Source organism: Microbispora sp. NPDC049125 (assembly GCF_040802045.1).
GTDB lineage: Bacteria > Actinomycetota > Actinomycetes > Streptosporangiales > Streptosporangiaceae > Microbispora.
The window spans coordinates 50,972-74,149 of sequence record NZ_JBEZDW010000022.1; the positions used below are offsets into that span (position 1 = coordinate 50,972).

Here is a 23,178-nt window from a genome sequence, read left to right on the forward strand (position 1 = left end):
CGAACGGCAGCCGCGGCCGGACACGCGCGACCGTGCGCGCGAGTGCCGCCCTCCGGATCAATCCCTTTGCGTGGCGGAGCCCCGAGTGCCTAGCGTTGGTTTCTCCATGGGCGCGCGGCGTGCCTTGTCCGCGGCTTTGAGGGAAAGATCGGAGGTGCGGAGCGGAATGACCTGTCACCTCCATGCGCTCTGCTTCGACGCGAACGACCCGCTCCGCCTGTCGCGTTTCTGGGCCGGCGTGCTGGGCTGGGAGACGGCCGGCGATCCCGAGGACGGCATCGCGCTCCTGCCGGGCGACGACACCGGGTTCCGGATCCGGTTTCTTCCGACGCGGGAGCGCAAGGCCGGCCAGAACCAGATCCACTTCGATCTGACCAGCACGTCCCTCGACGACCAGCAGCAGACGGTTGCGAGGGCGCTCGGGCTCGGCGGCCGGCATATCGACATCGGCCAGCTCCCGGAGGAAGACCATGTGGTGCTCGCGGACCCCGAGGGCAACGAGTTCTGCGTGATCGGCCCGGACAACGAGTTCCTCGCCGACTGCGGATTCATCGGAGCGCTTTCGTGCGACGGTTCGCAGGAGGTCGGGTACTTCTGGAGCAAGGCGCTGGGCTGGCCGTTGGTCTGGGACCAGGACCAGGAGACCGCGATCCGCTCGCCGCACGGCGGTCCGAAGATCACGTGGGGTGGTCCGCCGCTGACGCCGAGGACCGGGAAGAACCGGCTGCATTTCGACCTCGCTCCACCCGCCGACGGCGATCAGCAGGCGGAGGTCGAGCGTCTGGTCTCCCTTGGGGCGACGCGCGTCGACATCGGCCAGGGCGAGGTGAGCTGGGTGGTCATGGCCGACCCCGACGGCAATGAGTTCTGTGTGCTGACCCCGCGATAGCGCCGGGCCAGACCCAGCGTCAGGCCGAGCGGTGGCGACGCAGGGCGGGGAGGACGTCGGAGCCGAGGCGCGCGACGGTCTCCAGAGTGCGGGCGTGGTCACCGGTGCCCTCGACCATGAGGATGAGGTGGCGCAGCCCTGTTCGCTCCGCCGTCGTCAGGATCTTCTCCACGCAGTGCTCAGCCGACCCCACCGGATGGATCCGGCACAACAGCTCCACATATTTCGCGATATCACGCTGGGGACGAGGGCGTCCGTCGACCGGAACGTAGCCGGCCAGCCCCGGCCCGAGCCAGCGCGGCAGTGACTCGGTCAGCTCCCTGACGGCCCGCTCGGTGGTGCCGGCCACATGGGCGACCGCCGCCGCGATGTGCCCGGCATCGCTCTCGCGCCGTACGGCGTGGGCTACGGCATGGGCCTCGTATTCCGCGATCATCGCGGCCTTCTCGTCGTCGTCCACATGCATGCCGAGCAGCATGGGCAGTCCACGCTCGGCCGCCAGCCGGGCGGAGGCCGGCGAGGTGCAGGCGACGATCGGCGACATTCGAGCGTCGGGCACGAGCCGCACCTCCCGGAAGCGGAAGAACTCCCCGTCGGCCGACACCGGCCCACCGCCGAGCGCCGCGCACAGCAGGTCGAGCGACTCGGGAAAGCCCCGGTCGAACCGGTCCGCCCCGGTGCCGAGGACCTCCAGCTCAAGCCACGGCCCCCCGCGCCCCACGCCGAGCCGGAACCGGCCGCCCGAGACGTGGTGGAGGATCGCCGCCTGTTCGGCCAGCGCGACGGGATGCTGGGCCGGCAGGACGCTGACCGCCGTACCCACGATGATCCGCGACGTACGGCCGAGCGCCACGGCGGCGAGCGTGGCGGCCGAAGGGCAGACGCCGTACGACATGAAGTGGTGCTCCGCGATCCACGCGTCGTCGAACCCCGCACGCTCGGCGGCCTCGATCACCTCCACCGTGTCACGCAGCACCCGGCCGGGGGCGGCGCCGGGGAAGCCCGCCGCGATCAGGAAGACGCCGACGCGCAGGCCCTGTCCGGAGTGGCTCAGCGGGCGCCCCCCGTGACGTACAAGGTCTGGCCGGTGACGTACGACGCGTCATCGGAGGCGAGGAAGGCGACGACGGAGGCGATCTCGTTGGGCTGGCCGACCCGGCGCAGCGGGATGGACTGCGCAGCGGCGGCCTGGTGCTCCTCGGGCGTCGCGCCCGTCCGCACAGCGGTGGCCTCGGTCATCGCGGTGGCGACGTAGCCGGGGGCGACGGCGTTGACGCGGACGCCGAACGGCCCGAGCTCGACGGCGAGGGCCGCGGTGATTCCCTGGATGCCGGCCTTGGCCGCCGCGTAGTTGGCCTGGCCACGGTTGCCGAGCGCGGACCGGCTCGACAGGTTGACGACCGCTCCCGACCGCTGCTCGACCATGTGCCTCTGCACGGCCCGGGTCATCAGGAAGACGCTCTTGAGGTTGACGTCGACCACCTTGTCCCAGTCGTCCTCCGACATCTTGAACAGCAGGTTGTCGCGGGTCATCCCGGCGTTGTTGACCAGGACGTCGATCCGCCCGAACCTGGCCGCCACATCGGCGACGGCCCGTTCGACCTGCGCCGCGTCGGACACGTCACAGCCGTAGGCGGCAGCCGTGCCGCCGGTCACGGTGATCTCTTCGACGATGGCGGCGCAGCGGTCCGCGGTGACGTCGACGCAGGCCACGGCCGCGCCCTCGGCGGCCAGGCGGCGGGCCGTGGCCGCGCCGATGCCCCGCGCGGCGCCGGTCACCAGCGCGTAACTCCCCATGAACCTGGACATCGCAGCCTCCTCGCCCCCGAACCGATCACAGCAACTTACTCCCCGGATCGAGCGGCGGGCTCAGGTTGCGTTCCTCAGCGAGGCGAGGGCCTGATCCACAGCGTCGAAGGCGTGGTTCAGCAGGGCCACGTGGTCGCTCAGGACGGTCTCCACAGAATCGCCCGCGAGGAGCCTGCGGAGACCGGTGAGGTAGACGGTGCGGTACGCCGCGGCCACCAGCGCCGCCGCCATACGGGGGAGGGGGTCGGCGGCCGCGGCCCCCCACGCCTCGGCGAACAGGCCGGCCAGCACGTCCTCCGTCTCCTCGGCCAGCTCCCTCGCCCGGGCGCGCAGTGCCGGCGACTCGGCCACGACCCTCCAGAAGCGCTCGTATCCCGGCCCGACGCCCGCCAGCGGATGCCGCCGTTCGAGGAGGCCAAGGAAGAGCCGGCGCAGCGCGGCCTCCGGCTCCTCCCCCTCCGGCCGCTCCAGGACCGCCTTGGTCATCAGGTCCACGGCCTCGGGGAAGCGGTCGAGGAAGAGATCCTCCTTGCGGGGGAAGTAGTTGAAGACCGTCTTGGTCGACACGCCGGTCGCCTCCGCGATCTCGGCCACCGTCACGTTGTCGAAGCCCCGCTGGATGAACAGGGCGGAGGCCACATCGGAGATCAGCTGAGCCGTCTGCCGCTTCTTGCGCTCGCGCAGCCCCATGCCATCGGTCACGGTAGAACTATAGTTGCTAAAAGCTTTTAGTGACAGTAAGTTTCTATCGAGTGTAAGTGATCGAGGAGGCGGGATGAAGACGTACGACACCGACGTGGTGGTGGCGGGCGGCGGGCCGGTCGGCCTGATGCTGGCGTGCGAGCTGCGGCTGGGGGGCGTCTCGGTCGTGGTGCTGGAACGCCTGACCGAGGTCGACCCAACGATCAAGGCGGGGGCGCTGAACACGCCCAGCGTGGAGGCCCTCTACCGGCGCGGCATGCTGCCGGCCCTGAAGGAGGCCCAAGACCAGACGATGGAGCGCATGGCCGCCTTCATGCGGCAGCGCGCCGCGGGCGGCGCCCCCGCGCGGCCCCCGGGTGCGGGTGCGGGTCCGGGTGCGCAGCCCGGCGGTGCGCCTCGGCCGACGCCCGGCGCCGGCCCTGGCGCGGGCCCTGGGACGGCGCCTGACGGCGATGCTCCGCGGATGCCCCCGAGGTTCGCCGGGCATTTCGCCGGCATCATGCTGAGCGCCGCGCGGCTCGACGCCGACGATCCCGACTTCACCGGCCACGGCCCGGCCGACGCCGTCGGCCTGGTGGCCCAGCAGCAGCTCGAACTCATCCTCGCCGAGCGCGCCGCCGAGCTCGGCGTCGAACTGCGCCGCGGGGTGGAGCTGACCGGTTTCACGGCGGACGACGACGGAGTCACCGTGACCACCGGCGGGGATCCCGTCCGCGCCCGCTGGCTGGTCGGCTGTGACGGGGGCAGGAGCATGGTCAGGAAGCTCGCGGGCTTCGAGTTCCCGGGCACCGAGCCGGAGATCACGGCCTATCAGGCGATCGCCGACATGGAGGGGACGGAGACGCTGGGTCTCGGCTGGCAGGCCACGCCGACGGGCGTCTACGCCCACGGGCCCGTGCCCGGACGGATCCTCACCGTGCAGTTCTCCGGCACCCCGGCCGACAGGACCACGCCGGTGACCCCGGAGGAGCTGCAGGAGTCGGTGCGGCACGTGACCGGGGCCCCGGTGGTCGTCAAGGCGATCACCAGCGTGACCCGGTTCACCGACAACGCCCGCCAGGCCGCCACGTACCGGCTCGGCAGGGTGCTGCTGGCGGGCGACGCGGCCCACGTGCACTCGCCGTTCGGCGGGCAGGGCCTGAACCTGGGCCTCGGCGACGCGATGAACCTGGGGTGGAAGCTCGCCGCCACGGTGCGCGGCGACGCCCCCGAGGGGCTGCTCGACACCTACACCGAGGAGCGGCACCCCATCGGCGCGTGGGTGCTGGACTGGACGCGCGCCCAGGTCGCGCTCATGCGGCCGGACCCCCGCGCCCGGGCTCTGCGCCAGGTGGTGAACGACCTGATCGAGACCGTCGCGGGGACCACCTACTTCGTCAAGCGCATCTCGGGGGTGTGGCAGCGGTACGAGTTACCCGGCGACCACCCTCTGACCGGCCACAGCGCGCCCGACTACGAGTTCGCCGACGGCTCCCGCCTCGCGGACCACCTGCACGACGGAAGGCCCCTCCTGGTGGACCCCGCGGGCGACCTCCTGTCCCTCGCCGAGGGCTACGGCGACCGGGTGGCGACCGTGACGGCGGCGTTCCTGGAGGAGCGCGCCCCGGCCGCGCTGCTCGTCCGGCCGGACGGGTTCGTGGCCTGGGCGGCCGACCCCGGCCGGGCCGATCCCGAGGCGCTCGCCACCGCCCTCCGCACATGGCTCGGGGAGCCTCTCGCGGCGGCCGCGGCATCCTCCTCCGGCCACGCCTGACGCCTCCGCACGCGCTGTCCGGGAAGCCTCTCCCGGCGGCCGCGGCGCCCCTCTCCGGCCACTCCCGGCGGCCCCTGCCGCGGGTCACGGGCCCGGGCTGAAATCTTTACCCGGGACATCGCTGGCGCGCTCTGTGACTTACCGGCGTGACCTGCGGTTTCATGCCTCCATGGCCGTCTTAACCTGCGCCACACCAAGATGTCGCGTGCCATTTGGCACCGGGAGTGTACGTAAGCCCTCATCATGTGCTCATGCCCGCTTTTGTCACCCTGTCCGGGCGCTCCGTGCGCCTGGAACCGCTCAGCCACGCGGCGGTCGACGACCTCGTCGCCGCGGCGAGTGAGGACCGTTCCACGTACTCCTTCACTCGCGTTCCCGCAGATCGGGAAGAGATGGCCTCCTACGTGGACGCCACCCTGGCTGAGCAGGCGGAGGGCCGCACGATGCCCTTCGCCATCCGGTGGCTGCACACCGATCGTGTGGTCGGTGCCACCCGTCTGATGAACCTGGAGTACTGGCAGGGCCCGATGCCTTGGCCGCCGGGGACGAAGGGCGTGGTGGGCGAGGTCCCGTCGGTCGCCGACATCGGTTACACCTGGCTCGCCGCTTCGGCCCAGGGGACCGGTGTCAACAGGGAGAGCAAGTTCCTCATGCTGTCCCTGGCCTTCGAGACCTGGCAGGTGCACCGGATCACGCTCAAGGCAGATGTACGCAACAGCCGATCCCGGGCCGCCATCGAGGCCCTCGGCGCGCACCTTGACGGTGTGCGGCGGGCGGACAGCCGAGGCGCCGACGACACGGTCCGAGATACGGCGTACTACTCGATCCTGCGGCCCGAGTGGCCGGCCGTACGAGAACGGCTGTGCGCGCGGCTGGGTCTGATGGAGGCGGCGGCCTGACCCGGACCGCGCGCAAGGGCGCGGCCCGCCCCCCTGGGAAGGGGAGCGGGCCGCGTCGTGTTGTGAGGGGATGCCGCGGTTGTGAGGAGATCAGTCCTCGTAGCCGAAGTCCTCGTCGTAGGCGTTGTAGATGTCGTGCCACGAGCCGCACTTGACCGGGTGGCTGCTGTACAGGCCGATCTGGCAGACCTTGGCCTGCACCTGCGCCACGTCGTAACGCCAGAAGTTGATGGCCTTGTACCCACCGGCGCCGCAGTACTTGTATGACTTGAAGCTGGAGGACCAGTCGTCCTCGTCGTCGTCCCACGACTGGACGCGGAACTTGATGTAGGCGCACTTGCCGCCCTCGTCGTAGGTGCGGTGGTCGTTGTCCCACAGCTTGCCGGTGACGTGGACCTTGTTGGACTCCTCGTCGTCGTAGTTGGCGTCGACCCAGCCCTTGGCCTTGGCCAGGTGGTTGCTCGACCAGTACGAGCCCCAGTAGCCGTCGTAGTCCCAGTCGTCGTGGTGGGACGAGGTGGCGGAGGAGGTGGCGGCACTGGCGGTGGAGGCGCTCGCCGGCGTCGAGAGAGCGGGGAGGGCGACGGCCACGGCGGCGGTGGCGGCGGCGAGACCCAGGGCGGTGCGGATGGAGCGGTGCATTTCGGTTCTCCTTGAGGACGATCCCCCGTTGCGGGGTGCTTCCGGGGTTGCACCTGATTTCTAAGCCCCCCCGCCTGCAAGCGGCTTTCAGAGCGCCGACAGCGCTTTGCACCTCACTTTCAGCCGTCTGAACGGGAAGTTAACTGTGGAATCGCTCCCTATGGGCGACGTGCGGTTCGATCTATCATTGGCCGACTAACTTTCCATTGGGAGAAATGGGCCCATGCCTGGTCACGCCACAGAGGACGGCCTGCGCTTCGCCGTACTCGGACCCGTCGTCGCATGGCGGGGCGGCCGGGAGCTCGACCTCGGTACCCCCTTGCAACGCTCCATCCTCGCGATACTGCTGCTCCGCGAGGGCCGCGCCGTCACCCCCACCGAGATGATCGACGGTGTCTGGGGAGAGGACGCGCCTCCCCGCGCCCTCGGCGCGCTGCGCACCTACGTCTCCCGGCTGCGGACGGTCCTGGAGCCCGACCGCTCGCCGCGCACCCGCCCTGAGCTGCTCACCTCGGTCGGCCGCGGTTACGCCCTGCGCCTGGAGACCGACCGGTTCGACCTCGGCGTCTTCGAGCGCGAATGCGCGGCGGCGGACGCCGCCCGCAAGGCCGGCAGGGCCGAGGAGGCCGCCCGCAACCTGCGCGCCGCCCTCGCCCTGTGGGCGGGCGAGCCCCTCGGCGGCGCGGTCGGGCCGTACGCCGACCACCAGCGCGACCGGCTCGTGGAGCGGCGCATCGGAACGGTCGAGGCGCTGATGGAGCTCGATCTGGAGCTGGGCCGGCACGCCGAGGTCATCTCGGAGCTGATCGCGCTCGCCGCGGAGCACCCGCTGCGCGAGCGGCTGCGGGCCCAGCTCATGCTCGCCTACTACCGCTGCGGACGGCAGGCCGAAGCCCTGTCGGTCTTCACCGAGACCCGGCAGGCGCTCGTGGAGGAGCTGGGCATCGAGCCCGGCGCCGAGCTGACCCGGCTGCACCGCCGCATCCTCGCCGCCGACCCCGAGCTCGCCCCCGGCCGTCCTCCCGAGCCCGTACGGCTCGCCGCGTCCGAGCCGGAGGCCGCCGCCGCGGACGCCTCGCCCGAGACCGTCGAGCCGTCGATCGAGATGCCGCGGCCCGCGCAGCTCCCGGCCGCCGCCGGCGACTTCACCGGCCGCGCCGGGCTCGTCCACCGGCTGCTCGCGCTGCTGAGCGGGGAGGGTGCGGGCGGCGGCATGCCGATCGCCGCCATGTCCGGCATCGGCGGCGTGGGCAAGACCACCCTGGCCGTCCACGTGGCCCACCTGGCCGGCGACCTGTTCCCCGGCGGCCAGCTCTACGCCGACCTGCGCGGCTACGGCGCCGAGCCGACGTCGCCGGAGACCGCGCTGGTCGCGTTCCTGCGTGCCCTCGGCATCCCGGTCGACGTCATCCCCGACGGCCTCGCGGAACGGTCCGCCCTGTTCCGGTCGCTGCTGGCCGACCGCCGCATGCTCGTGCTGCTCGACAACGCCAGGGACGCCGAGCAGGTCGAGCACCTGCTGCCCGGCACCTCGGGCTGCGCGGCGATCATCACCGGCCGGGGGAAGCTGGCCGACCTGCCCTCGGCCCGCCTCATCGACCTCGACGTCATGGAGCCCGACGAGGCCCTCGCGCTGATGGCCGCCGTCGCCGGGCAGGAGCGCGTGGCGTCCGAGCGGGCCGCCGCGATGGACGTGGTGGCGGCATGCGGCTTCCTGCCGCTCGCGGTCCGCATCGTGGCCTCCCGGCTCGCGTCCCGCCCCTCCTGGACGGTCGCCTCCCTCGTCCCCCGGCTGGCCGACGAACGGCGGCGCCTCGACGAGATGAAGATCGGCAACCTCGCCGTCTCCGCGACCTTCGCCCTCGGGTACGGCCAGCTTGAGCCCGGCCAGGCGCGGGCCTTCCGCCTGCTGTCGCTGCCGGCGGGATCGGACATCTCGGTGCTCGCCGCGGCGGCCGTGCTGGATCTGCCGCCGTTCGAGGCGGAGGAGGTGCTGGAGTCGCTGGTCGACGCCAGCCTGCTCGAAGCGCCGGCCCCGGGCCGGTACCGCTTCCACGACCTGCTCAAGCTCTTCGCCCGCCGCCAGGCCGAGGAGGCCGACGAGCCCGCGGCCCGCGCGCTCGCCCTCCGGCGGCTGCTGGGCTTCTACCTGGCGTCGGGCCGATCGGCCCACCGGCTTGCGTACGAGGGGAGCGCCGTCGCCGACAACCTCCTCGACACGGGTGTGCGGGGCCACGTCTTCGCCTCCGCCGACGACGCGGTGGCCTGGCTGTCGGTCGAGGCCGAGGACATGTTCGCCGCGGTCGGCCAGGCCGCGGAGCAGCCGGCGGAGCAGGCCGACCTCCTCCCGGCGGCCGACCTGCTGCTGGCGCTGGAGCCGTTGCTCGAGTCGGGGACCGCCCAGCGGGAGTTCGACCGGCGGGGGTCGGCGCTGCTCGCCGCCGCCCAGCGGGCGGGCGACCGGCGCAGCGAGATGCGCTGCCGGTACGTGCTCGGCCGGGTGATGTTCGGGGCCAACCGCCTGGCCGAGGCCGAGGAGCAGTTCCTGGCCGCGCGGGAGCTCGGCGAGGAGACCGGCGACCACATCGTGCTCGGCGAGACGTGCAACGCGCTGGCGGTGGTGGCCGGGCGCCGGCGCCGCCACAACGAGGCCCTCGACTGGTTCGAGCGGGCGACCGCGATCTACCGCGAGGTCGGCAACCCGGCGGGCGAGGCGCTGGTGCTGAGCTACTCGGCCCGCGATCACCTGGGGCTCGGCCACCCCGAGGAGGCGATCGCCGCGTCCGAGCGCGGCCTGACGATCTTCTCCGAGATCGGCAGCGGCGCCGGAGTCGCCCGGGCGCGCTACCACCTCGGCATCGTGCTGTCCTACGTCGGCCGGCTCAACGAGGCCGTCGTCCACCACGCCGAGTGCCTGGAGTTCTTCCGCGCGAGCAACCAGCGGGTCTGGGAGCAGCGGGTGTGCTACCGGCTCGCCGCCACCTTCATCGCCGCCGGGCGGTTCGCCGAGGCCGTACGGCACGCCGAGCAGGCGCTGACCGTCAGCCGGGAGATCACCCATCCGTACGGCGAGGCGCAGTCCCTGGCCGCGCTGGGCCGGGCGCTGCGCGGCCTGGGCGAGGCCCGCAGGGGCAGGGAGGCCCTAGCCCAGGCCCTCGACCTCTTCAGCCGGCTCGGCTCCCCGGAGGCCGACGACATCCGGAAGGTCATCGCCGAGCTCGACCAGGTCGAGACGTAGGTCGTCGTCGAGCCGCGTCATCCGGATGTGGTTGATCACTGATGTTCTCCGCTCACGTGGGTGTCCGCGGAGCCCCATCGCCCGCGCGGACCGGTGCCGCGTCCGGCCGGCCGCCTGCCGCACCCGGCGCGCAGGGGGCCCGGTCTATTCCGGAGCGCCAGGTGACGGCTCGCCGCCTCACGTTGACGACCGGCCGGACTGGGCGCGGATCCGAATCCCCCTGACCCGCGCATGGAACCCACAGTCGCGCATCCCGGTCAACGTCCGATCAACGCGGGCTTGCAACGCGCAGGAAACCCCCGGCGACCAGGGAGCGCAGGGCGCCGGTCGCCCGGGCGGGCAGCGCCTCCGGGTCCTCCCCGATGAGCTCCGCGATCGCGGCGAGCAGCGGGCGGGTGGGCAGGTCGCCGTCGCACACCCCGGCGAGGGCCGCCTCCACCGTGCCCACCGGGACGGTACGGCGGAGCCCGCCGGTCTGCCGCAGGAGGATCCGCGACGGGTCGTCTGCCCCCGGCGGGCCGATCCGCTCCTCCACGACCCCCTCGGCGATCAGCAGCGCGGCGTCGAGCAGGGCGTCGTCCGTGATGCGGTGCGCCGTCCTGGCGGCCTGGAGCACGTCGTCCACCAGGGCCCCGACAGGCGGCTCCACCTGCTGGGGCAGCTCCTCCACCCGGACCACCGGGTCGAGCGCCCCCGACTGGTGCAGGGCGATCCAGCCGAACCCGACGCCGGTCACGTCCATCGACTCGAACCACGCGAGCCACTCGTCGTACCGGTCCCGGTAGGCCGGCGTGCCCTGCTCGGCGGAGTCGCGCAGCCACAGCTCGACGTACTCGGCGGGGTCCTGGACGTCGCGCTGCACGGCCCATCCGTCGCAGCCGGTCCCGGTCAGCCAGCCGCCCACCCTGTCCTGCCAGTCCTCGCCCTTCACGTGGAGCCAGTTGGCCAGGAACCGGCCGTGCCCGCCCTGCTCCAGGTGGCGGGGCGCCAGCCGGACGAGCTCGCGGCAGAAGTCGTCGGCCTGGAAGTCCGACTCCCGGTAGGCGTACCGGAGCGCGGGGGAGATCACGAACGGCGGGTTGGAGACGACCAGGTCGAACCGCTCGCCGGCCACCGGGTCGTACATCGACCCTTCACGGGCGTCGACCTCGGGCACCCCGGACAGGCCCCAGCTCAGCCGGGCCAGCCGCAGGGCCCTGCGGTTCACGTCGGTCGCGACGATCCGGTCCGCGCGCCCGGCGAGGTGCAGCACCTGGACGCCGCAGCCGGTGCCCAGGTCGAGCGCCCGGCCGACCGGCGCCGTCCATCCGAGCTGCGCCAGGCTCGCCGAGGCGCCTCCCGCGCCGACGACGTGGTCGGCCCGGATCGACGGGTCGCCCGGCCGTACCTTGCGGTCGGAGACCACCCACGCCGCCTCACCCGTACGCGTGTCCCAGGGGCGCACGTGGACCGTCGCCTGGACGGAGTCGCCGAGCCGCACGAGCAGGCCGGCCTCGATCAGGTCGTGCAGCGGCAGGTCGGCGGCGGCCATGCTCACCGGCGCGCCCAGCCACCACAGGCGGACGAGCGTGGCGAGGGGGTCGCCGTCCCGCGTCGCGCGCAGGGCGGGCACGATCTCCTCGCGTTCCAGGGCCGCGACAGCCGTCTCGCCGAGGCGCTCGCGCACGCCCTCGGTCGTGTAACCGGTCTGGGCGAACCTGTCACGAAGCCGTCGCACCAGCTCAGATGGGGCGTCCACGGAACGAATCTATCGCGTGGCGGCGGCCCGTCAGCAGGCTTCGGCTGTAAGTGGCTCGCAAGCGGGGTTCAAGCGGGCGGGCGTACTCCTGGACGGTAGCCGCCCTCAGCGAGGACCCCGTGATGATGATCCCCTGCCTTGCCTGCGAATCCCGATTCCCTCCGGACGACTACTTCCGCGCCTGCCACGACTACAACCGCAGCAGGGACCTGGTGGCCTGGACGTGCCCGCGCTGCGGCAACCGGGACGAGATCCGCGTCTTCCCCGGCGAGCTGGCGTTCGGCTACGTGCGACAGGGGCGGTACGACGTGCAGGACCGGATCCGGGTGCCCGGCATGCGGCGGCGCCGCCACGACCTGCGGCTGGAGATCTGCCTGGACGGCAAGGTCTGGCGGATCCGCACCCGCGAGCTGCACCTCGTCTGCGGGGCGGCCTGCTGACGCGAGGGGGGCGAACGCCCGGGGATCGCCGGCGTCAGCGCTCAGCGGACGGCATCCGCAGGCTGTTCCAGGCGGCCTCGCCGAGGCTGCCGATCTCCTCCTCGGTCGGCTGGTGCGCGCCGGCGAACCACAGGCGGCACATCTCCTGGGCCGGGCCGAGCCACAGCACGTAGCACAGCGTCGCCGGGACCGGCCGGAGCACGCCGTCCTTCATGTGCGGCCGCCACCAGTCGGCCACCTGGCGCAGGAAGGCGCGCCGGGAGTCGGCGACCTCAGGGCCGCCGGGCTCGTTGCGGCGGGGCGGGCGCTCGCTGATCAGCAGCCGTGCGCGCTCCGGGTTGTCCCCGCACCAGGCCATGTGAAGCGTCACGATGGCCTCGATGCCGCCCCTGGCGTCCTCATGCTGGGTCAGCTCCGCGAGGAACGCGTCCTGGTACGCCTGGAGCGTCTGGGCGTACAGCACGCCGAAGACGTGCTCCTTGCTCGCGAAGTGGTGATAGAAACTGCCGACGCTGACGCCGCTCTCCTCACGGAGGCTGGCGAGCGTGGTCGCGGAGACACCGCTCTGGCTGAACCGGCGCAGCGCGCCCTCGATGATCCTCGTCCGTCCGTCCCGTCCGTTCCTCGTGCTCGTCACACGGTCAATGGTGACCCAACAGAACCTTGTTCTGCAAACATGAGGCCAGCTCCGACCGTCACGGACCGGGATTCGACCTCCATTGTCGCATCCGGCCGCGCCCGTCGCGCCGCGGACGCGAACCGGGCGCCGACACCGCTCACACCGATTCCTGAGTACGCGAAATAGACTTAGATCGGGCGGAAGGTATTGCATACGATGCGTGACATGCGGCGCTTTCGGGTGGACAACTGCTCCATCGAGCGGACCCTCGCCGTGCTCGGCGAGAAGTGGACGTTCCTCGTGCTGCGCGAGGCGTTCAACGGCGTGCGGCGGTTCGCCGACCTGCAGGCCCTGACCGGCGCCCCGCGCCAGGTGCTCAGCGCCCGGCTGGCGAGGCTGGTCGAGGAGGGCTTGCTGCGGAAGGTGCCCTACCAGGAGCCCGGCCAGCGGCAGCGTGACGAGTACCGCCTCACCCAGAAGGGCCTGGACCTCCATCCCATCCTCATCTCGATGATGCACTGGGGCGACCGGCACATGGCCGATCCCGAGGGACCGCCGGTCCTCGTGACCCACCGGGGCTGCGGCGCACCCGTATCCCTGCGCATGACCTGCGAGGAAGGCCACGAGGTGGCCGGGCCGCGCGAGATCACACCGCGCCCGGGCCCCGGCCTCCGCCTGAACGCCGGAACGCCCGGTGCTGGAAGCACGACCACACCAGGGGCTGCCTAGGCTGGTCACGTGTACCGGTTCCTGCTCACCCCGCGCTGGGTCGGGTTCCACCTGCTCGTCCTCGCGCTGATCCCCTCCTTCCTCTTCCTGGGGAGATGGCAGTGGGGACGCTTCGAGCAGCGGTCGGCCGCCAGCGTCGCCATCAACGCCAACCTCGCCGCGGCGCCGGTTCCCATCGGACGGCTCGACGCGGTGGGCGCCGCCGTACCCGAGGCGGACCGCTACCGGCTGGTCACCGCCACCGGCCGGTACGACCAGGGGGGCGAGGTGGTGGTGCGCAGGCGCACCCAGAACGGCCAGGTGGGGTTCTACGTCGTGACCCCGCTGGTCACCCCGGCAGGGGCGGTCCTGGTGAACCGCGGATGGGTCCCGCCCGGTGCCACACCGGACGCCCATCCCCCGGTGCCCCCGCCGCCCGCGGGCGACGTGACGGTGACCGGGCGGCTGCGCCCGGCCGAGACCGAGGACAACAGCGGCATCCGGAACCGGTCCGGCCTGCCGCGCGGCCAGGTGCTGATCATCAACACGGCGGACATCGGCAAGGGAATGGCGCACCCGCTCTTCGGCGGCTTCGTCGAGCTGACCGCGCAGCGGCCTCAGGCGAGCCCGGCCCCCGACCCGCTCCCCCCGCCGGACGTGGGCGGCGGCGGAGGGCTCAACCTGGCGTACGCCATCCAGTGGTGGCTGTTCATCGGCATCGCCGTCGGCGGATGGGCGCTGCTGATCCGCCGCGAGGCCCGCGATCTCCAGGCCGCCGAGCAGACCGCTCACCCGGCCGGCTCCCCCGCCTGACGGCCCTTGTTTTATCGTTTTTCGATGTTACCGTGAAAGAGATGCATCGATAATCGATAAGGGGGATTCCACGATGAGCGCTTCCCGCACCACACCGGCGCCCCCGTCCGACGGTAAGTGGATCTCACGGCTCAACGGGCTGGTCACCACGATCCTCGCCCTCGGAGTCATCGGCGCCGTGCTCGGACTGGTGAACACCGCGGCGATGGCGCTCCCCTGGCCCAACGCCTACGGCTTCAGGGGCCTGTGGGCCCCCGACGCGCGGGTGCTGCTCGACGGCGTCGTCCAGCCCGGCGTCCGCCAGGTGGACGCCACGATCAGTCTCACGCTGAACGATCCCGAGCACGCTCCCCTGCTGGCCGTGCTGCAGCTGTTCACCTGGGTGCCCGGCACGGCGACCGTGCTGGCGGTGCTGTTCCTGCTGCAGCGCATCACGGCCGCGGGCGTCGCCGGAGACAGGCTGCTGTTCTCCGCCGAAACCGTCGTCCGCCTGCGTAGGATCGGGACGATCCTCATGATCGGGTCTGCCGGGGCGTTCGTCCTGGACTTCGCGGCCAGGACCGTGGCGGCCCACATGTTGATGGTCCACGCGTCTGCGGTGCCGGGCATGATCGAGCCGCCGGTGCTCGCGCTGATGATGGGAATGGGGGCGTTCGTCGTGGCAGAGGTGGTCCGGCGGGGTCTCGTCATGCTGGACGAGCTGGAAGGCACGATCTGATTGCCGCCGATCGAGGCGAGCGGGCACATCGACGTCCGGCTCGACGAGCTGCTCGCGCGGCGCGGCATGACGCTGACCGAGCTGTCCCACCGGGTGGAGGTCACCATCGCCAACCTGTCGATCCTCAAGACCGGCAAGGGCAAGGCCATCCGGTTCTCCACCCTGACGAGGCTGTGCGAGGTCCTCGAATGCCAGCCGGGCGACCTGCTTCGCTACTCCGCGCTCCCGCCGGATGCCTGAACAGGCCCGCCACCAGGCACGCCGCGCCTCGGACAGCCGCCCGCACCCGCGGTCATCACGGGCTGTGACGTCCCTGGCATCACAAGGTGAGCGAACGGATACCAACCGGAGACCTTGCAGCTTGTTCGGTGTTATCCCTTGGCCGTACCGTTTACTACCGTGACGACGCCGCTGCATCCCGACCCAGAGCCGAGGCGGCGGGACTACGTGATCATTTCGGCCGATGATCATCTGATCGAGCCGGCCGACCTCTTCGAGGACCGCCTGCCCGACAAGTACAAGGATCACGCGCCGAAGGTCGTGGAGACCGACGCCGGGCACCAGGTCTGGCGGTACGGCGGCGCCACCTACCCCTGCGCGGGTGTGGACGTCGGGGCGGGCCTGCCCAAGGAGCAGTGGACGCTCGACCCCGTCCGCTTCGAGGAGATGCGTCCCGGCTGCTACGACATCGAGGCGCGGATCGGCGACATGGACCGCGCCGGCATCTGGGCGGCCCTGTGCTTCCCCGGCATGCTGGCCAACCAGGCCGGCGTGCTCTTCTCCCGCACCCGTGACCAGGACCTTGGGCTGGCCCTCCTGCGGGCCTGGAACGACTGGCACGTCGACGTGTGGGCCGGCACCTACCCCGAGCGTATGATCGCGCTGCAGCTTCCCTGGCTGCTCGACCCCGACACGGCCGCCAAGGAGATCCGGGCCAACGCCGCCCGGGGCTTCAAGGCCGTCGTGTTCCCCGAGTTCCCCACGCGGCTGCGGCTGCCGTCCATCCACACCGGCCACTGGGACCCGTTCTTCGCCGCCTGCGAGGAGACCGGCACGGTCGTGTGCCTGCACACCGGCGCCTCGTCCTGGGCGCCGGTGCCGTCGCCCGACACCCCGATCGAGGCCATCACCACGCTGATCCCGGCGTCGGCGATGTTCGCCTGCGCCGACTGGCTCTGGTCGGGGATCGCGCTGCGCTTCCCCGCGCTGCGCATCCTGATCGTGGAGGGCAGCGTCGGCTGGCTGCCTATGCTGGCCGAGCGCGCCGACTACGCGCTCGACCACCCCGTCGCGGGCGAGGCGAGCTGGGAGGGCGGCCTCAAGCCGAGCGAGGTGCTGCGCCGCAACTTCTACTTCGGCACGCTCGACGACAACGCCCTCGGCGCGGTCCGGCTGGCGGTCGGCATGGAGCACGTGCTGCTGGAGAGCGGCTACCCGCGCGCCGAGTCCACCTGGCCCGACACCCAGCGCACGGTGGCGCGCAACCTCGGCAGCCTCCCGCCCGCCGACATCGCCCGCGTCGCGTACGGCAACGCCGCCCGGCTCTTCGGCCATCCGCTGCCCTCCCGCGCGTGGCTCCGGCAGGAGGAGATCTAGGACCTGTACGCACAGGGGTCATGCCATCGGCTCACCAGCTCTTGCCGGCCTGCTCCCGAATCGTGCGGTTGATCCGGTTGAAGAAGTTGGTCAGCGCGATCTCCAGGGTGAGCGCGGACAGCTGCTCGTCGTCGAAGTGGGCCGCGGCGGCGTCCCAGATCTCGTCGGTCACACCCGGCGCGCCGTCCTGGATCCGGGTGGCGGCCTCGGTCAGCGCGAGCGCCGCCCGCTCCGCCTCGGTGAAGAACGGCGTCTCACGCCAGGCGACCACGTTGTGCAGCCGCTCGTCGGTCTCCCCGTGCTTCTTGGCCGTCGCGGTCGCGGCGAAGACACACGGGCTGCAGCCGTTGATCTGGCTGGCACGCAAGTGGACCAGCCCGAGTAGGCGCTGGTCGACGCCACCGGCGTGGATCGCCTTGTGGAGGTGCTGGATGGCCGTCATCACGTCGGCGTTCGCCCGGCTCTTCATGCGTGCTTCCATCGGTCTTGCTCCCTCATCGGTTACCTGTGCCCGTCCGGGCCCGTCATGACCTATGACGGAGCGGATCCGAGGAAGGTAACAACATGTCCGACACCAGCCCGGCGGACCCGGTGGGCGAGGCGTTCGAGGCCCAGCGCGACCGGCTGCGCGCGGTCGCCTACCGCATGCTCGGCTCGCATGCCGACGCCGAGGACGTGGTCCAGGAGGCCTGGCTGCGGTTCTCCCGTCAGGACACGGCGACCATCCACAACCTCGCCGGCTGGCTGACCACGGTGGTCGGCCGGATCAGTCTCGACGTCCTGCGATCACGCCAGGCCCGCCCTGAGGCGTCCTACGACGACCGGCTGCCCGATCTCGTCGTGACGGTCGACGACAGCCTCGCGCCGGAGGACGACGTGGCGCTCGCCGACTCGGTCGGGCTCGCGCTCCTGGTCGTCCTGGAGTCGCTCGGGCCGGGCGAGCGGCTGGCGTTCGTGCTGCACGACCTGTTCGCGGTGCCGTTCGACGAGATCGGCCAGATCCTCGGCAGGTCCGCGGACGCCACCAAGATGCTCGCCAGCCGCGCACGAAGGAAGGTGCGGGCGACCGAGCGGCCGACGGCCGCCGGACGGGAGCAGCGCGAGGTGGTCCAGGCTTTCCTGGCGGCGGCTCGCCGCGGCGACTTCGAGGGCCTGCTGCGCGTGCTCGACCCGGAGGTGAGGCTGACCGTCGACGCCTCCGACGGCGTGGTCGTCATCCTCGGCGCCACCAAGGTCGCCGCCGGCGCAACCGCGCGAGTCGCCGCCGGCACAGCCGCGCGGGGGCGAGCGGTGCTCGTCAACGGCCTTCCCGGGTTCGTCGCCTGGCGCGAGGACGGAGCTCCGCTCTCGGTCATGGCGTTCACCGTCGTCGACGGCCGGATCGTCGCCATCACGAGCGTGATCGACCCGGCCAAGCTCGCGTCGACGGACCTGCCGGATCCGGGGTGAGTCACTGCCGAGCATGAGATCGCGGCATTGCGAGCTACCCGCGCCTTCGTCTGTGCGAAGCCGTCTTGTGGGGCCGAGGCCTTCCAACCGGTTTGAAGCCCTAGCGTCTGCGCGGGGGCAGCCGGGGCACGCTGCCGATGAGCCGGCGCGTGTAGGGGTGCCGGGGAGAGCCGAGCACCTGGGCGGTGCCGCCCTGCTCCACGATCCGGCCCCGCTCCAGCACGGCCACCTCCTGGCACAACGTGGCCACCACCGTGAGGTCGTGCGAGACCATCACCACCGTCAGCGCCCGGGTCTCGCGCAGCTCCGCCAGCAGGTCGACGACGCGCACCCTCGTGGTGACGTCCAGCGCGCTGACGGGCTCGTCGGCGAGCAGGACGCGCGGCTCGCACACGATCGCCCGGGCGATCGCCACCCGCTGCCGCTGCCCTCCGGAGAACTCATGCGGATACCTGCTCGCCGCGTCCTCGGGCAGGCCGACCGCGTACAGGGCCGCGGCGACGCGAACGTCCGTCTCCTTCCGCCTGTCGCGCGACGGCAGGCCGTCCAGCAGGCCGAGCGAGCGCAGCGGCTCGGAGACGATCCTGCCCACCCGCTGGCGGGGGTCGAGGGACGAGTAGGGATCCTGGAACACGGTCTGCACCCCCCGCCGGAAGTGCCGCATCCGTGCCCGGTCGCGCGGCGCGAGGTCCTCACCCTCGTAGAGGATCCGCCCGCTGGTGGGCCGGGCCAGCCCCAGCAGCAGGCGCAGCAGCGTGGTCTTGCCCGCCCCCGACTCCCCGACCAGGGCGAGGCCGCGCCCTGGCGTCACGGCGACCGAGACGCCGGTGAGCACGGGCGCCGAACGGCCGTAGGCGAAGCCGGCGTCCCGCGCCTCAAGAACCGGGTCCGGCGCGGGCGGAGTCTCCGGCCGGATCATGGGGTCCTCCAGTCCAGCGCGCCGTCCAGGTGCCGCGCGCTGTCCACGAGGTCCCTGGTGTACGGATGACTCGGCGCCTCCACCACGTCCTCGACGCGCCCCGACTCCACGACCCGGCCGTCCTTGAGCACGAGGACCCGGTCGGTGACCCGTGAGACCACCGCGAGGTCGTGGCTGATGAACAGCAGTGCCATCCCCCGCTCGGCGACCAGGCCGTCGAGCAGCGAGAGGATCTCGGCCTGCACGGTCACGTCGAGGGCCGTGGTGGGCTCGTCGGCGATGAGCAGGGCCGGGTCGCAGGCGAGGGCCATGGCGATGGCCACCCGCTGCCGCTGGCCTCCGGAGATCTCATGAGGATAGGCCTTGGCGACCCGTACGGGATCGGGCAGCCGCACCTCCTCCAGCGCCGCCACCACCGCCTCGCGCAGGGCCCGCCCGCGCAGGCCACGCCTGCGGCGGAGCGGCTCGCAGACCTGGCGGCCCACCCGCATCAGCGGGTCGAGGGCCGTGAGCGGCTCCTGGAAGACGGCGCTGGTGGCGCGGCCGCGCAGCCGGTTCAGCCGCCGCTCCCCCGCGCCCACGATCTCGGTACGGCCGAGCCCCGGGGCATCGACGGCCACGCTGCCCGACACGGTCATTCCGGGAGGCGCCAGCCCCATCACGGCCAGGGCCGTCAGCGACTTCCCCGAGCCGGACTCGCCGATCAGGCCGAGCCGGCCGCCCGCGTCGAGGGAGAACGACACGTCCGACAGCAGGTCGCGGCCGTCCGCCGAGCGGACGCCGAGCCCGGCGACGTCGAGCAGGCTCACCGCGCCCTCCTCCGGGTCGGGTCGGCCACGTCGCGGACGCCGTCCGCGATCAGGTTGACCCCGATGACGAGCACGACGAGCAGGACGCCGGGGGCGATTACGCCGAGCGGGGCGATGAAGACGCTCGCCTGGGCCTCCTGCAGCATCCGGCCCCAGGAGGCGTTCGGGGGCGGCGCGCCCAGCCCGAGATAGGACAGGCTCGCCTCCGCCAGCACGGCCAGGCCGAACTGCAGCGCCAGGTTGACCGACAGCGTCGGCCAGATGTTCGGCAGCACGTGCTCGGCGACGATGCGGGGCCACGACGTCCCCGAGGTCCGCGAGGCCGTGATGAAGTCCTGCGCGAGCACGCGCTTGACGAGCACCCGGGTCAGCCGGGCCACGATCGCGGACATCGCCAGGCCGATCGCGATGATCGCCGAGCCGAGTGACGCCTCCCGCGCGGCGGTGACGAGCATGGCCACCAACACCGTGGGGAAGGCGATGAGGATGTCGAGAAAGGCCGAGATCGTGTCGTCCAGCCACCGGGTGGCGAAGCCCGCTGCCAGGCCGCCGGCGAGGCCCACGACGCCGCCGATCACCACCGACCCGGCCCCCGCCTCCAGCGCCACCCGTGCGCCGATCATGAGCTGGGTGAGCAGGTCGCGGCCGAGCTTGTCGGTCCCCAGCAGGTGCGGCAGCCCGGGAGGCGTCAACCGGCCCCCAGAGGTGTCCTCCGGGGCGTACGGCACCCACAGCAGCGACACGGCCGCGACGGCGACGATCAGCCCGGCCAGGACGCAGCCGGTCAGGAGCGTCACCGATCGCGGCACCCGGCGGCCGTCCGCCTCCACCGCGCTCATCCCGGCATCCACCGCGCTCATCCGGCGTCCCTCGCGAGCGAACGGCGCAGCCGGGGATCGATGAGCCGCTGCACCACGTCGGCGGCGAACCCGATCATCAGTACGGCGAAGGTGCTGACGACCAGGATCCCCTGGATGACCGGGTAGTCGTGCTGCGCGAAGCCCTTGACGAGCATGCTGCCCAGCCCCGGCAGGGCGAACACGCTCTCCACCACGACGGCGCCGAGGAACGTGGTGGCGAGCTCGATGCCCAGGATCGAGACGACGGGGACGATCGCGTTGCGCAGGCCGTGCCGCCACATCGCCATCGTGAACGAGGAGCCGAGCGCCCGGGACGTGCGCAGGTAGTCGCTGCCGAGGACGTCGAGGCCGGCGGAGCGGACGTAGCGGATCAGTGAAGCCGACATCACCAGCGCGATGGTCACGGTCGGCAGCGCCAGCGAGGTGAGCGCGTCACCCGGGCTCGCCCAGTCGTCGGTGGGGAAGCCCCCGGCCGGCAGCACTCCGAGCGAGATCGAGAAGACGGTGATCAGGAGCATGCCGACCCAGAAGACCGGCACGGCGACGCCCAGTTGCGACAGCGCGCTCAGCAGGGATCCGTACCAGGTGCCCGCCCGGTGGGCGGCGACGAAGCCGACCGGTACGGCGATCACGACCGCCAGCAGGAAGGCCAGCAGGGTGAGCGGGACCGTCACCACGAGTCGTGCGGCGATCTCCGGGCCGACGGGCAGCGTGCTGACGAACGACGTGCCGAGGCTCAGGGTGGCCATCTGGCCCAGCCATGAGGCGAACTGCTCGGGTAGCGGCCGGTCCGTGCCGATCTGGTGCCTGGCGGCGGCGATCTGGTCCGGCGTCGCCCCGACGGACAGCAGCGAGTTCGCCGGGTCGCCCGGCAGCAGGCGCAGCAGCAGGAACAGCACCACGCCTGCCAGGAACAGCGACACGACGAGGAACGCCGTCCGGCGGAGCAGGTAGACAGCCATGGGAGGACCGATCGGTGGAGAGCAGGAGGAGGTACAGCGCCCAGGGGCCCCGGAGAGAGCGGGGCCGGCGGGTCAGCCCGTCGTGCCGGTCTTCTTGATGCCGAAGGCGTAGAACTGGGAGTTCAGCCCGTTGACGGGGTAGCCCGTCAGCGACGACGACGCCACGACGATCTGGGGGTAGAGGTACAGCCAGTCGCTCGCCGCGTCGGCCGCGATCTGCTCGTTGACCTTCTTCAGCAGGGCCGTCTGCCCGTCGGCCGTATCCGCCTCCTCGGCCTCCTTCACCCACTTGGTGACCTGCGGGTTGTCGTAGCCCCAGTAGAAGCCGGGGTCGCCGTACCAGACAACGTCACGGTCGTTGACGTGCTCCTGCAGAGTGGCGGCGAAGTCGTGGTTCTTGTACACCTTCGTGTACCACTGGTCGGCGGTGATGACGTTGATGTTCACCGTGATCCCGACCTTGGCCAGCTCCGACTTCAGGAACGTCGCGACGGTGGGGTGCGGGTCGTAGTTCGGGGTGTCGAGCGTGAACGAGAAGCCGCTCGCGTAGCCGGCCTGCGCCAGCTCCTGCTTCGCCAGGTTCGGGTCGTACGGGTTGACCTTGGTCAGGTCCTCGTACCACGGATCGGTGGGCGGCACCATCGAGCCGATCAGCGAGCCGTGCTCGCCCCAGATCGAGCTGAGCAGCTTCTTGTCGTCGATCGCCGAGGTGACGGCCTTGCGGACGAGAACCTTGTCGAACGGCGCCTTGCGGTCGTTGAAGGCCAGCAGCAGCTTCGTCGTCGAGTGGCCGTCGTTGACCTTGTAGTCCTTGCCACCGGCGAACTGCGCGAGAGCGTCGGGGCTCTGCTCGCTGGTCACGACGTCGACCGCCTTGGTCAGCAGGGCGTTGTTGAGCGCGGTCGCGTCGGTGAAGTAGTGGAAGACGACCTGCTTGTTGGTCGCAGGGGTGCCCCAGTAGCCGGGGAACCGGTCGAGTGTGAGCGAGGAGCCGCGCTTCCACATCCCCAGCTTGTACGGGCCGGTACCGTCCTCCGACGTCGTGCGGTCCTTCGCCTGGGAGTTGACGATCCACACGTAGCTGAGGTTGTAGACGAGGGAGATCGACCTGCCGGAGAGCTTCACCACGACCGTGGCGTCGTCCGGGGTGTCGATGCTCTTGATCACCTCAAGCTGGCTCTTGCGTGCCGACTGGGAGTCGCCCGCGGTCACCTTCTCGATGCTGTACTTGACGTCGGCCGAGGTGAGCGGCTTGCCGGAGTGGAACTTCACCCCGCTGCGGAGGGTGAACGTGTAGGTCAGGCCGTCCGGGCTCACCTTGTGGTCCGTGGCCAGCAGGTTCTCCACCTTGCCGTCGTCGGTGAGCCGGAACAGGCCCTCGTAGACGTTGCCGTTGAACGCCTCGGTCACGCCCTGGCCGCCCCCGGCCGTGTTGTCGAGGTTCTGCGGCTCGTAGAGCGACCCGACGCCGATCGTCGCGTTCGCGTCGTACGACCCGGCCGCCGTCGCCTGCGAGCCGGTCTCCGAGCCGCACGCGGCGATGGCGAGCGCGAGCGTCATGGCGGCGCCGATCAGCGACGTCGTCTTGCTGTTCACTGTGTCTCCTGGTCGGCGG

General features: G+C 71.7%; 23 protein-coding genes. 11 read left to right on the top strand and 12 right to left on the bottom strand.

All coding sequences use genetic code 11. The annotated features are described in order from the left end of the window. Nucleotides 1-166 precede the first annotated feature (166 nt). A complete protein-coding gene (locus AB0B72_RS24235; RefSeq protein WP_367741203.1) occupies nt 167-889 on the top strand; it encodes a VOC family protein in 723 nt (240 codons plus the stop codon). Between the two features lie 19 nt (nt 890-908). Here the strand turns inward: AB0B72_RS24235 and AB0B72_RS24240 are convergent, their stop codons facing one another. Genes AB0B72_RS24240 through AB0B72_RS24250 form a run of 3 tightly spaced genes read right to left on the bottom strand, consistent with a single transcriptional unit; the run spans nt 909 to nt 3,400 of the window. Further along, nucleotides 909-1,922: an LLM class flavin-dependent oxidoreductase gene (locus AB0B72_RS24240; RefSeq protein ID WP_367741277.1), complete on the bottom strand. Its 1,014-nt coding sequence runs from the start codon at nt 1,920-1,922 to the stop codon at nt 909-911. 17 nt (nt 1,923-1,939) lie between these two features. Continuing rightward, complete coding sequence (locus AB0B72_RS24245) at nt 1,940-2,698, bottom strand: beta-ketoacyl-ACP reductase (RefSeq protein ID WP_367741204.1); 759 nt, start codon at nt 2,696-2,698, stop codon at nt 1,940-1,942. Between the two features lie 60 nt (nt 2,699-2,758). Continuing rightward, nucleotides 2,759-3,400, bottom strand: coding sequence for a TetR/AcrR family transcriptional regulator (locus AB0B72_RS24250; protein WP_367741205.1), 642 nt, complete (start codon nt 3,398-3,400; stop codon nt 2,759-2,761). A gap of 73 nt (nt 3,401-3,473) precedes the next feature. On the opposite strand from AB0B72_RS24250, the gene AB0B72_RS24255 reads away from it, so the two are divergent. Both AB0B72_RS24255 and AB0B72_RS24260 read left to right on the top strand, forming a co-directional pair. Next, nucleotides 3,474-5,153, top strand: coding sequence for an FAD-dependent monooxygenase (locus AB0B72_RS24255; protein WP_367741206.1), 1,680 nt, complete (start codon nt 3,474-3,476; stop codon nt 5,151-5,153). A gap of 251 nt (nt 5,154-5,404) precedes the next feature. Next, on the top strand, nt 5,405-6,052 hold the full coding sequence (locus tag AB0B72_RS24260; RefSeq protein ID WP_367741207.1) for a GNAT family N-acetyltransferase: 648 nt from the start codon (nt 5,405-5,407) through the stop codon (nt 6,050-6,052). Between the two features lie 90 nt (nt 6,053-6,142). Here the strand turns inward: AB0B72_RS24260 and AB0B72_RS24265 are convergent, their stop codons facing one another. Further along, nucleotides 6,143-6,694, bottom strand: a complete 552-nt coding sequence (locus tag AB0B72_RS24265) for a hypothetical protein (RefSeq protein ID WP_367741208.1) — start codon at nt 6,692-6,694, stop codon at nt 6,143-6,145. 223 nt (nt 6,695-6,917) lie between these two features. Between AB0B72_RS24265 and AB0B72_RS24270 the strand changes: the two genes are divergently transcribed. Further along, complete coding sequence (locus AB0B72_RS24270) at nt 6,918-9,932, top strand: BTAD domain-containing putative transcriptional regulator (protein WP_367741209.1); 3,015 nt, start codon at nt 6,918-6,920, stop codon at nt 9,930-9,932. A 268-nt stretch (nt 9,933-10,200) separates the two neighbouring features. Here AB0B72_RS24270 and AB0B72_RS24275 read toward each other — a convergent pair whose 3' ends face one another. After that, on the bottom strand, nt 10,201-11,670 hold the full coding sequence (locus AB0B72_RS24275; protein ID WP_367741210.1) for a methyltransferase: 1,470 nt from the start codon (nt 11,668-11,670) through the stop codon (nt 10,201-10,203). 122 nt (nt 11,671-11,792) lie between these two features. On the opposite strand from AB0B72_RS24275, the gene AB0B72_RS24280 reads away from it, so the two are divergent. Further along, on the top strand, nt 11,793-12,110 hold the full coding sequence (locus tag AB0B72_RS24280) for a hypothetical protein (protein ID WP_367741211.1): 318 nt from the start codon (nt 11,793-11,795) through the stop codon (nt 12,108-12,110). A 34-nt stretch (nt 12,111-12,144) separates the two neighbouring features. On the opposite strand, the gene AB0B72_RS24285 is transcribed toward AB0B72_RS24280, so the two are convergent. After that, nucleotides 12,145-12,747 carry a TetR/AcrR family transcriptional regulator gene (locus AB0B72_RS24285; protein WP_367741212.1) on the bottom strand — a complete coding sequence of 201 codons (603 nt, stop codon included), beginning with the start codon at nt 12,745-12,747 and terminating at the stop codon, nt 12,145-12,147. Between the two features lie 207 nt (nt 12,748-12,954). Here AB0B72_RS24285 and AB0B72_RS24290 point away from each other — a divergent pair, with 207 nt between their 5' ends. The 5 genes from AB0B72_RS24290 (at nt 12,955) to AB0B72_RS24310 (ending at nt 16,564) form a co-directional block, all read left to right on the top strand. Beyond that, on the top strand, nt 12,955-13,458 hold the full coding sequence (locus tag AB0B72_RS24290) for a winged helix-turn-helix transcriptional regulator (protein WP_367741213.1): 504 nt from the start codon (nt 12,955-12,957) through the stop codon (nt 13,456-13,458). 9 nt (nt 13,459-13,467) lie between these two features. Then, complete coding sequence (locus AB0B72_RS24295) at nt 13,468-14,250, top strand: SURF1 family protein (protein ID WP_367741214.1); 783 nt, start codon at nt 13,468-13,470, stop codon at nt 14,248-14,250. A gap of 73 nt (nt 14,251-14,323) precedes the next feature. After that, complete coding sequence (locus AB0B72_RS24300) at nt 14,324-14,968, top strand: hypothetical protein (RefSeq protein ID WP_367741215.1); 645 nt, start codon at nt 14,324-14,326, stop codon at nt 14,966-14,968. Then, nucleotides 14,969-15,208, top strand: coding sequence for a helix-turn-helix domain-containing protein (locus AB0B72_RS24305; RefSeq protein ID WP_367741216.1), 240 nt, complete (start codon nt 14,969-14,971; stop codon nt 15,206-15,208). A 159-nt stretch (nt 15,209-15,367) separates the two neighbouring features. Further along, the gene (locus tag AB0B72_RS24310) at nt 15,368-16,564 is read left to right on the top strand and encodes an amidohydrolase family protein (protein WP_367741217.1); all 1,197 of its coding nucleotides are present in this window, start codon (nt 15,368-15,370) and stop codon (nt 16,562-16,564) included. Between the two features lie 31 nt (nt 16,565-16,595). Here AB0B72_RS24310 and AB0B72_RS24315 read toward each other — a convergent pair whose 3' ends face one another. Continuing rightward, entirely contained in the window at nt 16,596-17,045 is a 450-nt protein-coding gene (locus AB0B72_RS24315; protein WP_367741218.1) for a carboxymuconolactone decarboxylase family protein, read from the bottom strand. 83 nt (nt 17,046-17,128) lie between these two features. Between AB0B72_RS24315 and AB0B72_RS24320 the strand changes: the two genes are divergently transcribed. After that, nucleotides 17,129-18,013: a sigma-70 family RNA polymerase sigma factor gene (locus AB0B72_RS24320; protein ID WP_367741219.1), complete on the top strand. Its 885-nt coding sequence runs from the start codon at nt 17,129-17,131 to the stop codon at nt 18,011-18,013. 100 nt (nt 18,014-18,113) lie between these two features. Here the strand turns inward: AB0B72_RS24320 and AB0B72_RS24325 are convergent, their stop codons facing one another. The 5 genes from AB0B72_RS24325 to AB0B72_RS24345 all read right to left on the bottom strand — a co-directional run bounded on the left by AB0B72_RS24325 (nt 18,114) and on the right by AB0B72_RS24345 (nt 23,159). Then, nucleotides 18,114-18,932 carry an ABC transporter ATP-binding protein gene (locus tag AB0B72_RS24325; RefSeq protein ID WP_367741220.1) on the bottom strand — a complete coding sequence of 273 codons (819 nt, stop codon included), beginning with the start codon at nt 18,930-18,932 and terminating at the stop codon, nt 18,114-18,116. Next, nucleotides 18,929-19,741, bottom strand: coding sequence for an ABC transporter ATP-binding protein (locus AB0B72_RS24330; RefSeq protein WP_367741221.1), 813 nt, complete (start codon nt 19,739-19,741; stop codon nt 18,929-18,931). The genes AB0B72_RS24325 and AB0B72_RS24330 overlap by 4 nt, the downstream gene beginning before the upstream one ends. Beyond that, nucleotides 19,738-20,601 (bottom strand): ABC transporter permease, encoded by an 864-nt coding sequence (locus AB0B72_RS24335; RefSeq protein ID WP_367741222.1) that lies wholly within the window; start codon nt 20,599-20,601, stop codon nt 19,738-19,740. The genes AB0B72_RS24330 and AB0B72_RS24335 overlap by 4 nt, the downstream gene beginning before the upstream one ends. Beyond that, nucleotides 20,598-21,563: an ABC transporter permease gene (locus AB0B72_RS24340; protein WP_367741223.1), complete on the bottom strand. Its 966-nt coding sequence runs from the start codon at nt 21,561-21,563 to the stop codon at nt 20,598-20,600. Before AB0B72_RS24340 ends, AB0B72_RS24335 begins: the two co-directional genes overlap by 4 nt. Before the next feature lie 72 nt (nt 21,564-21,635). After that, the gene (locus tag AB0B72_RS24345; RefSeq protein WP_367741224.1) at nt 21,636-23,159 is read right to left on the bottom strand and encodes an ABC transporter substrate-binding protein; all 1,524 of its coding nucleotides are present in this window, start codon (nt 23,157-23,159) and stop codon (nt 21,636-21,638) included. Nucleotides 23,160-23,178: the final 19 nt, after the last annotated feature.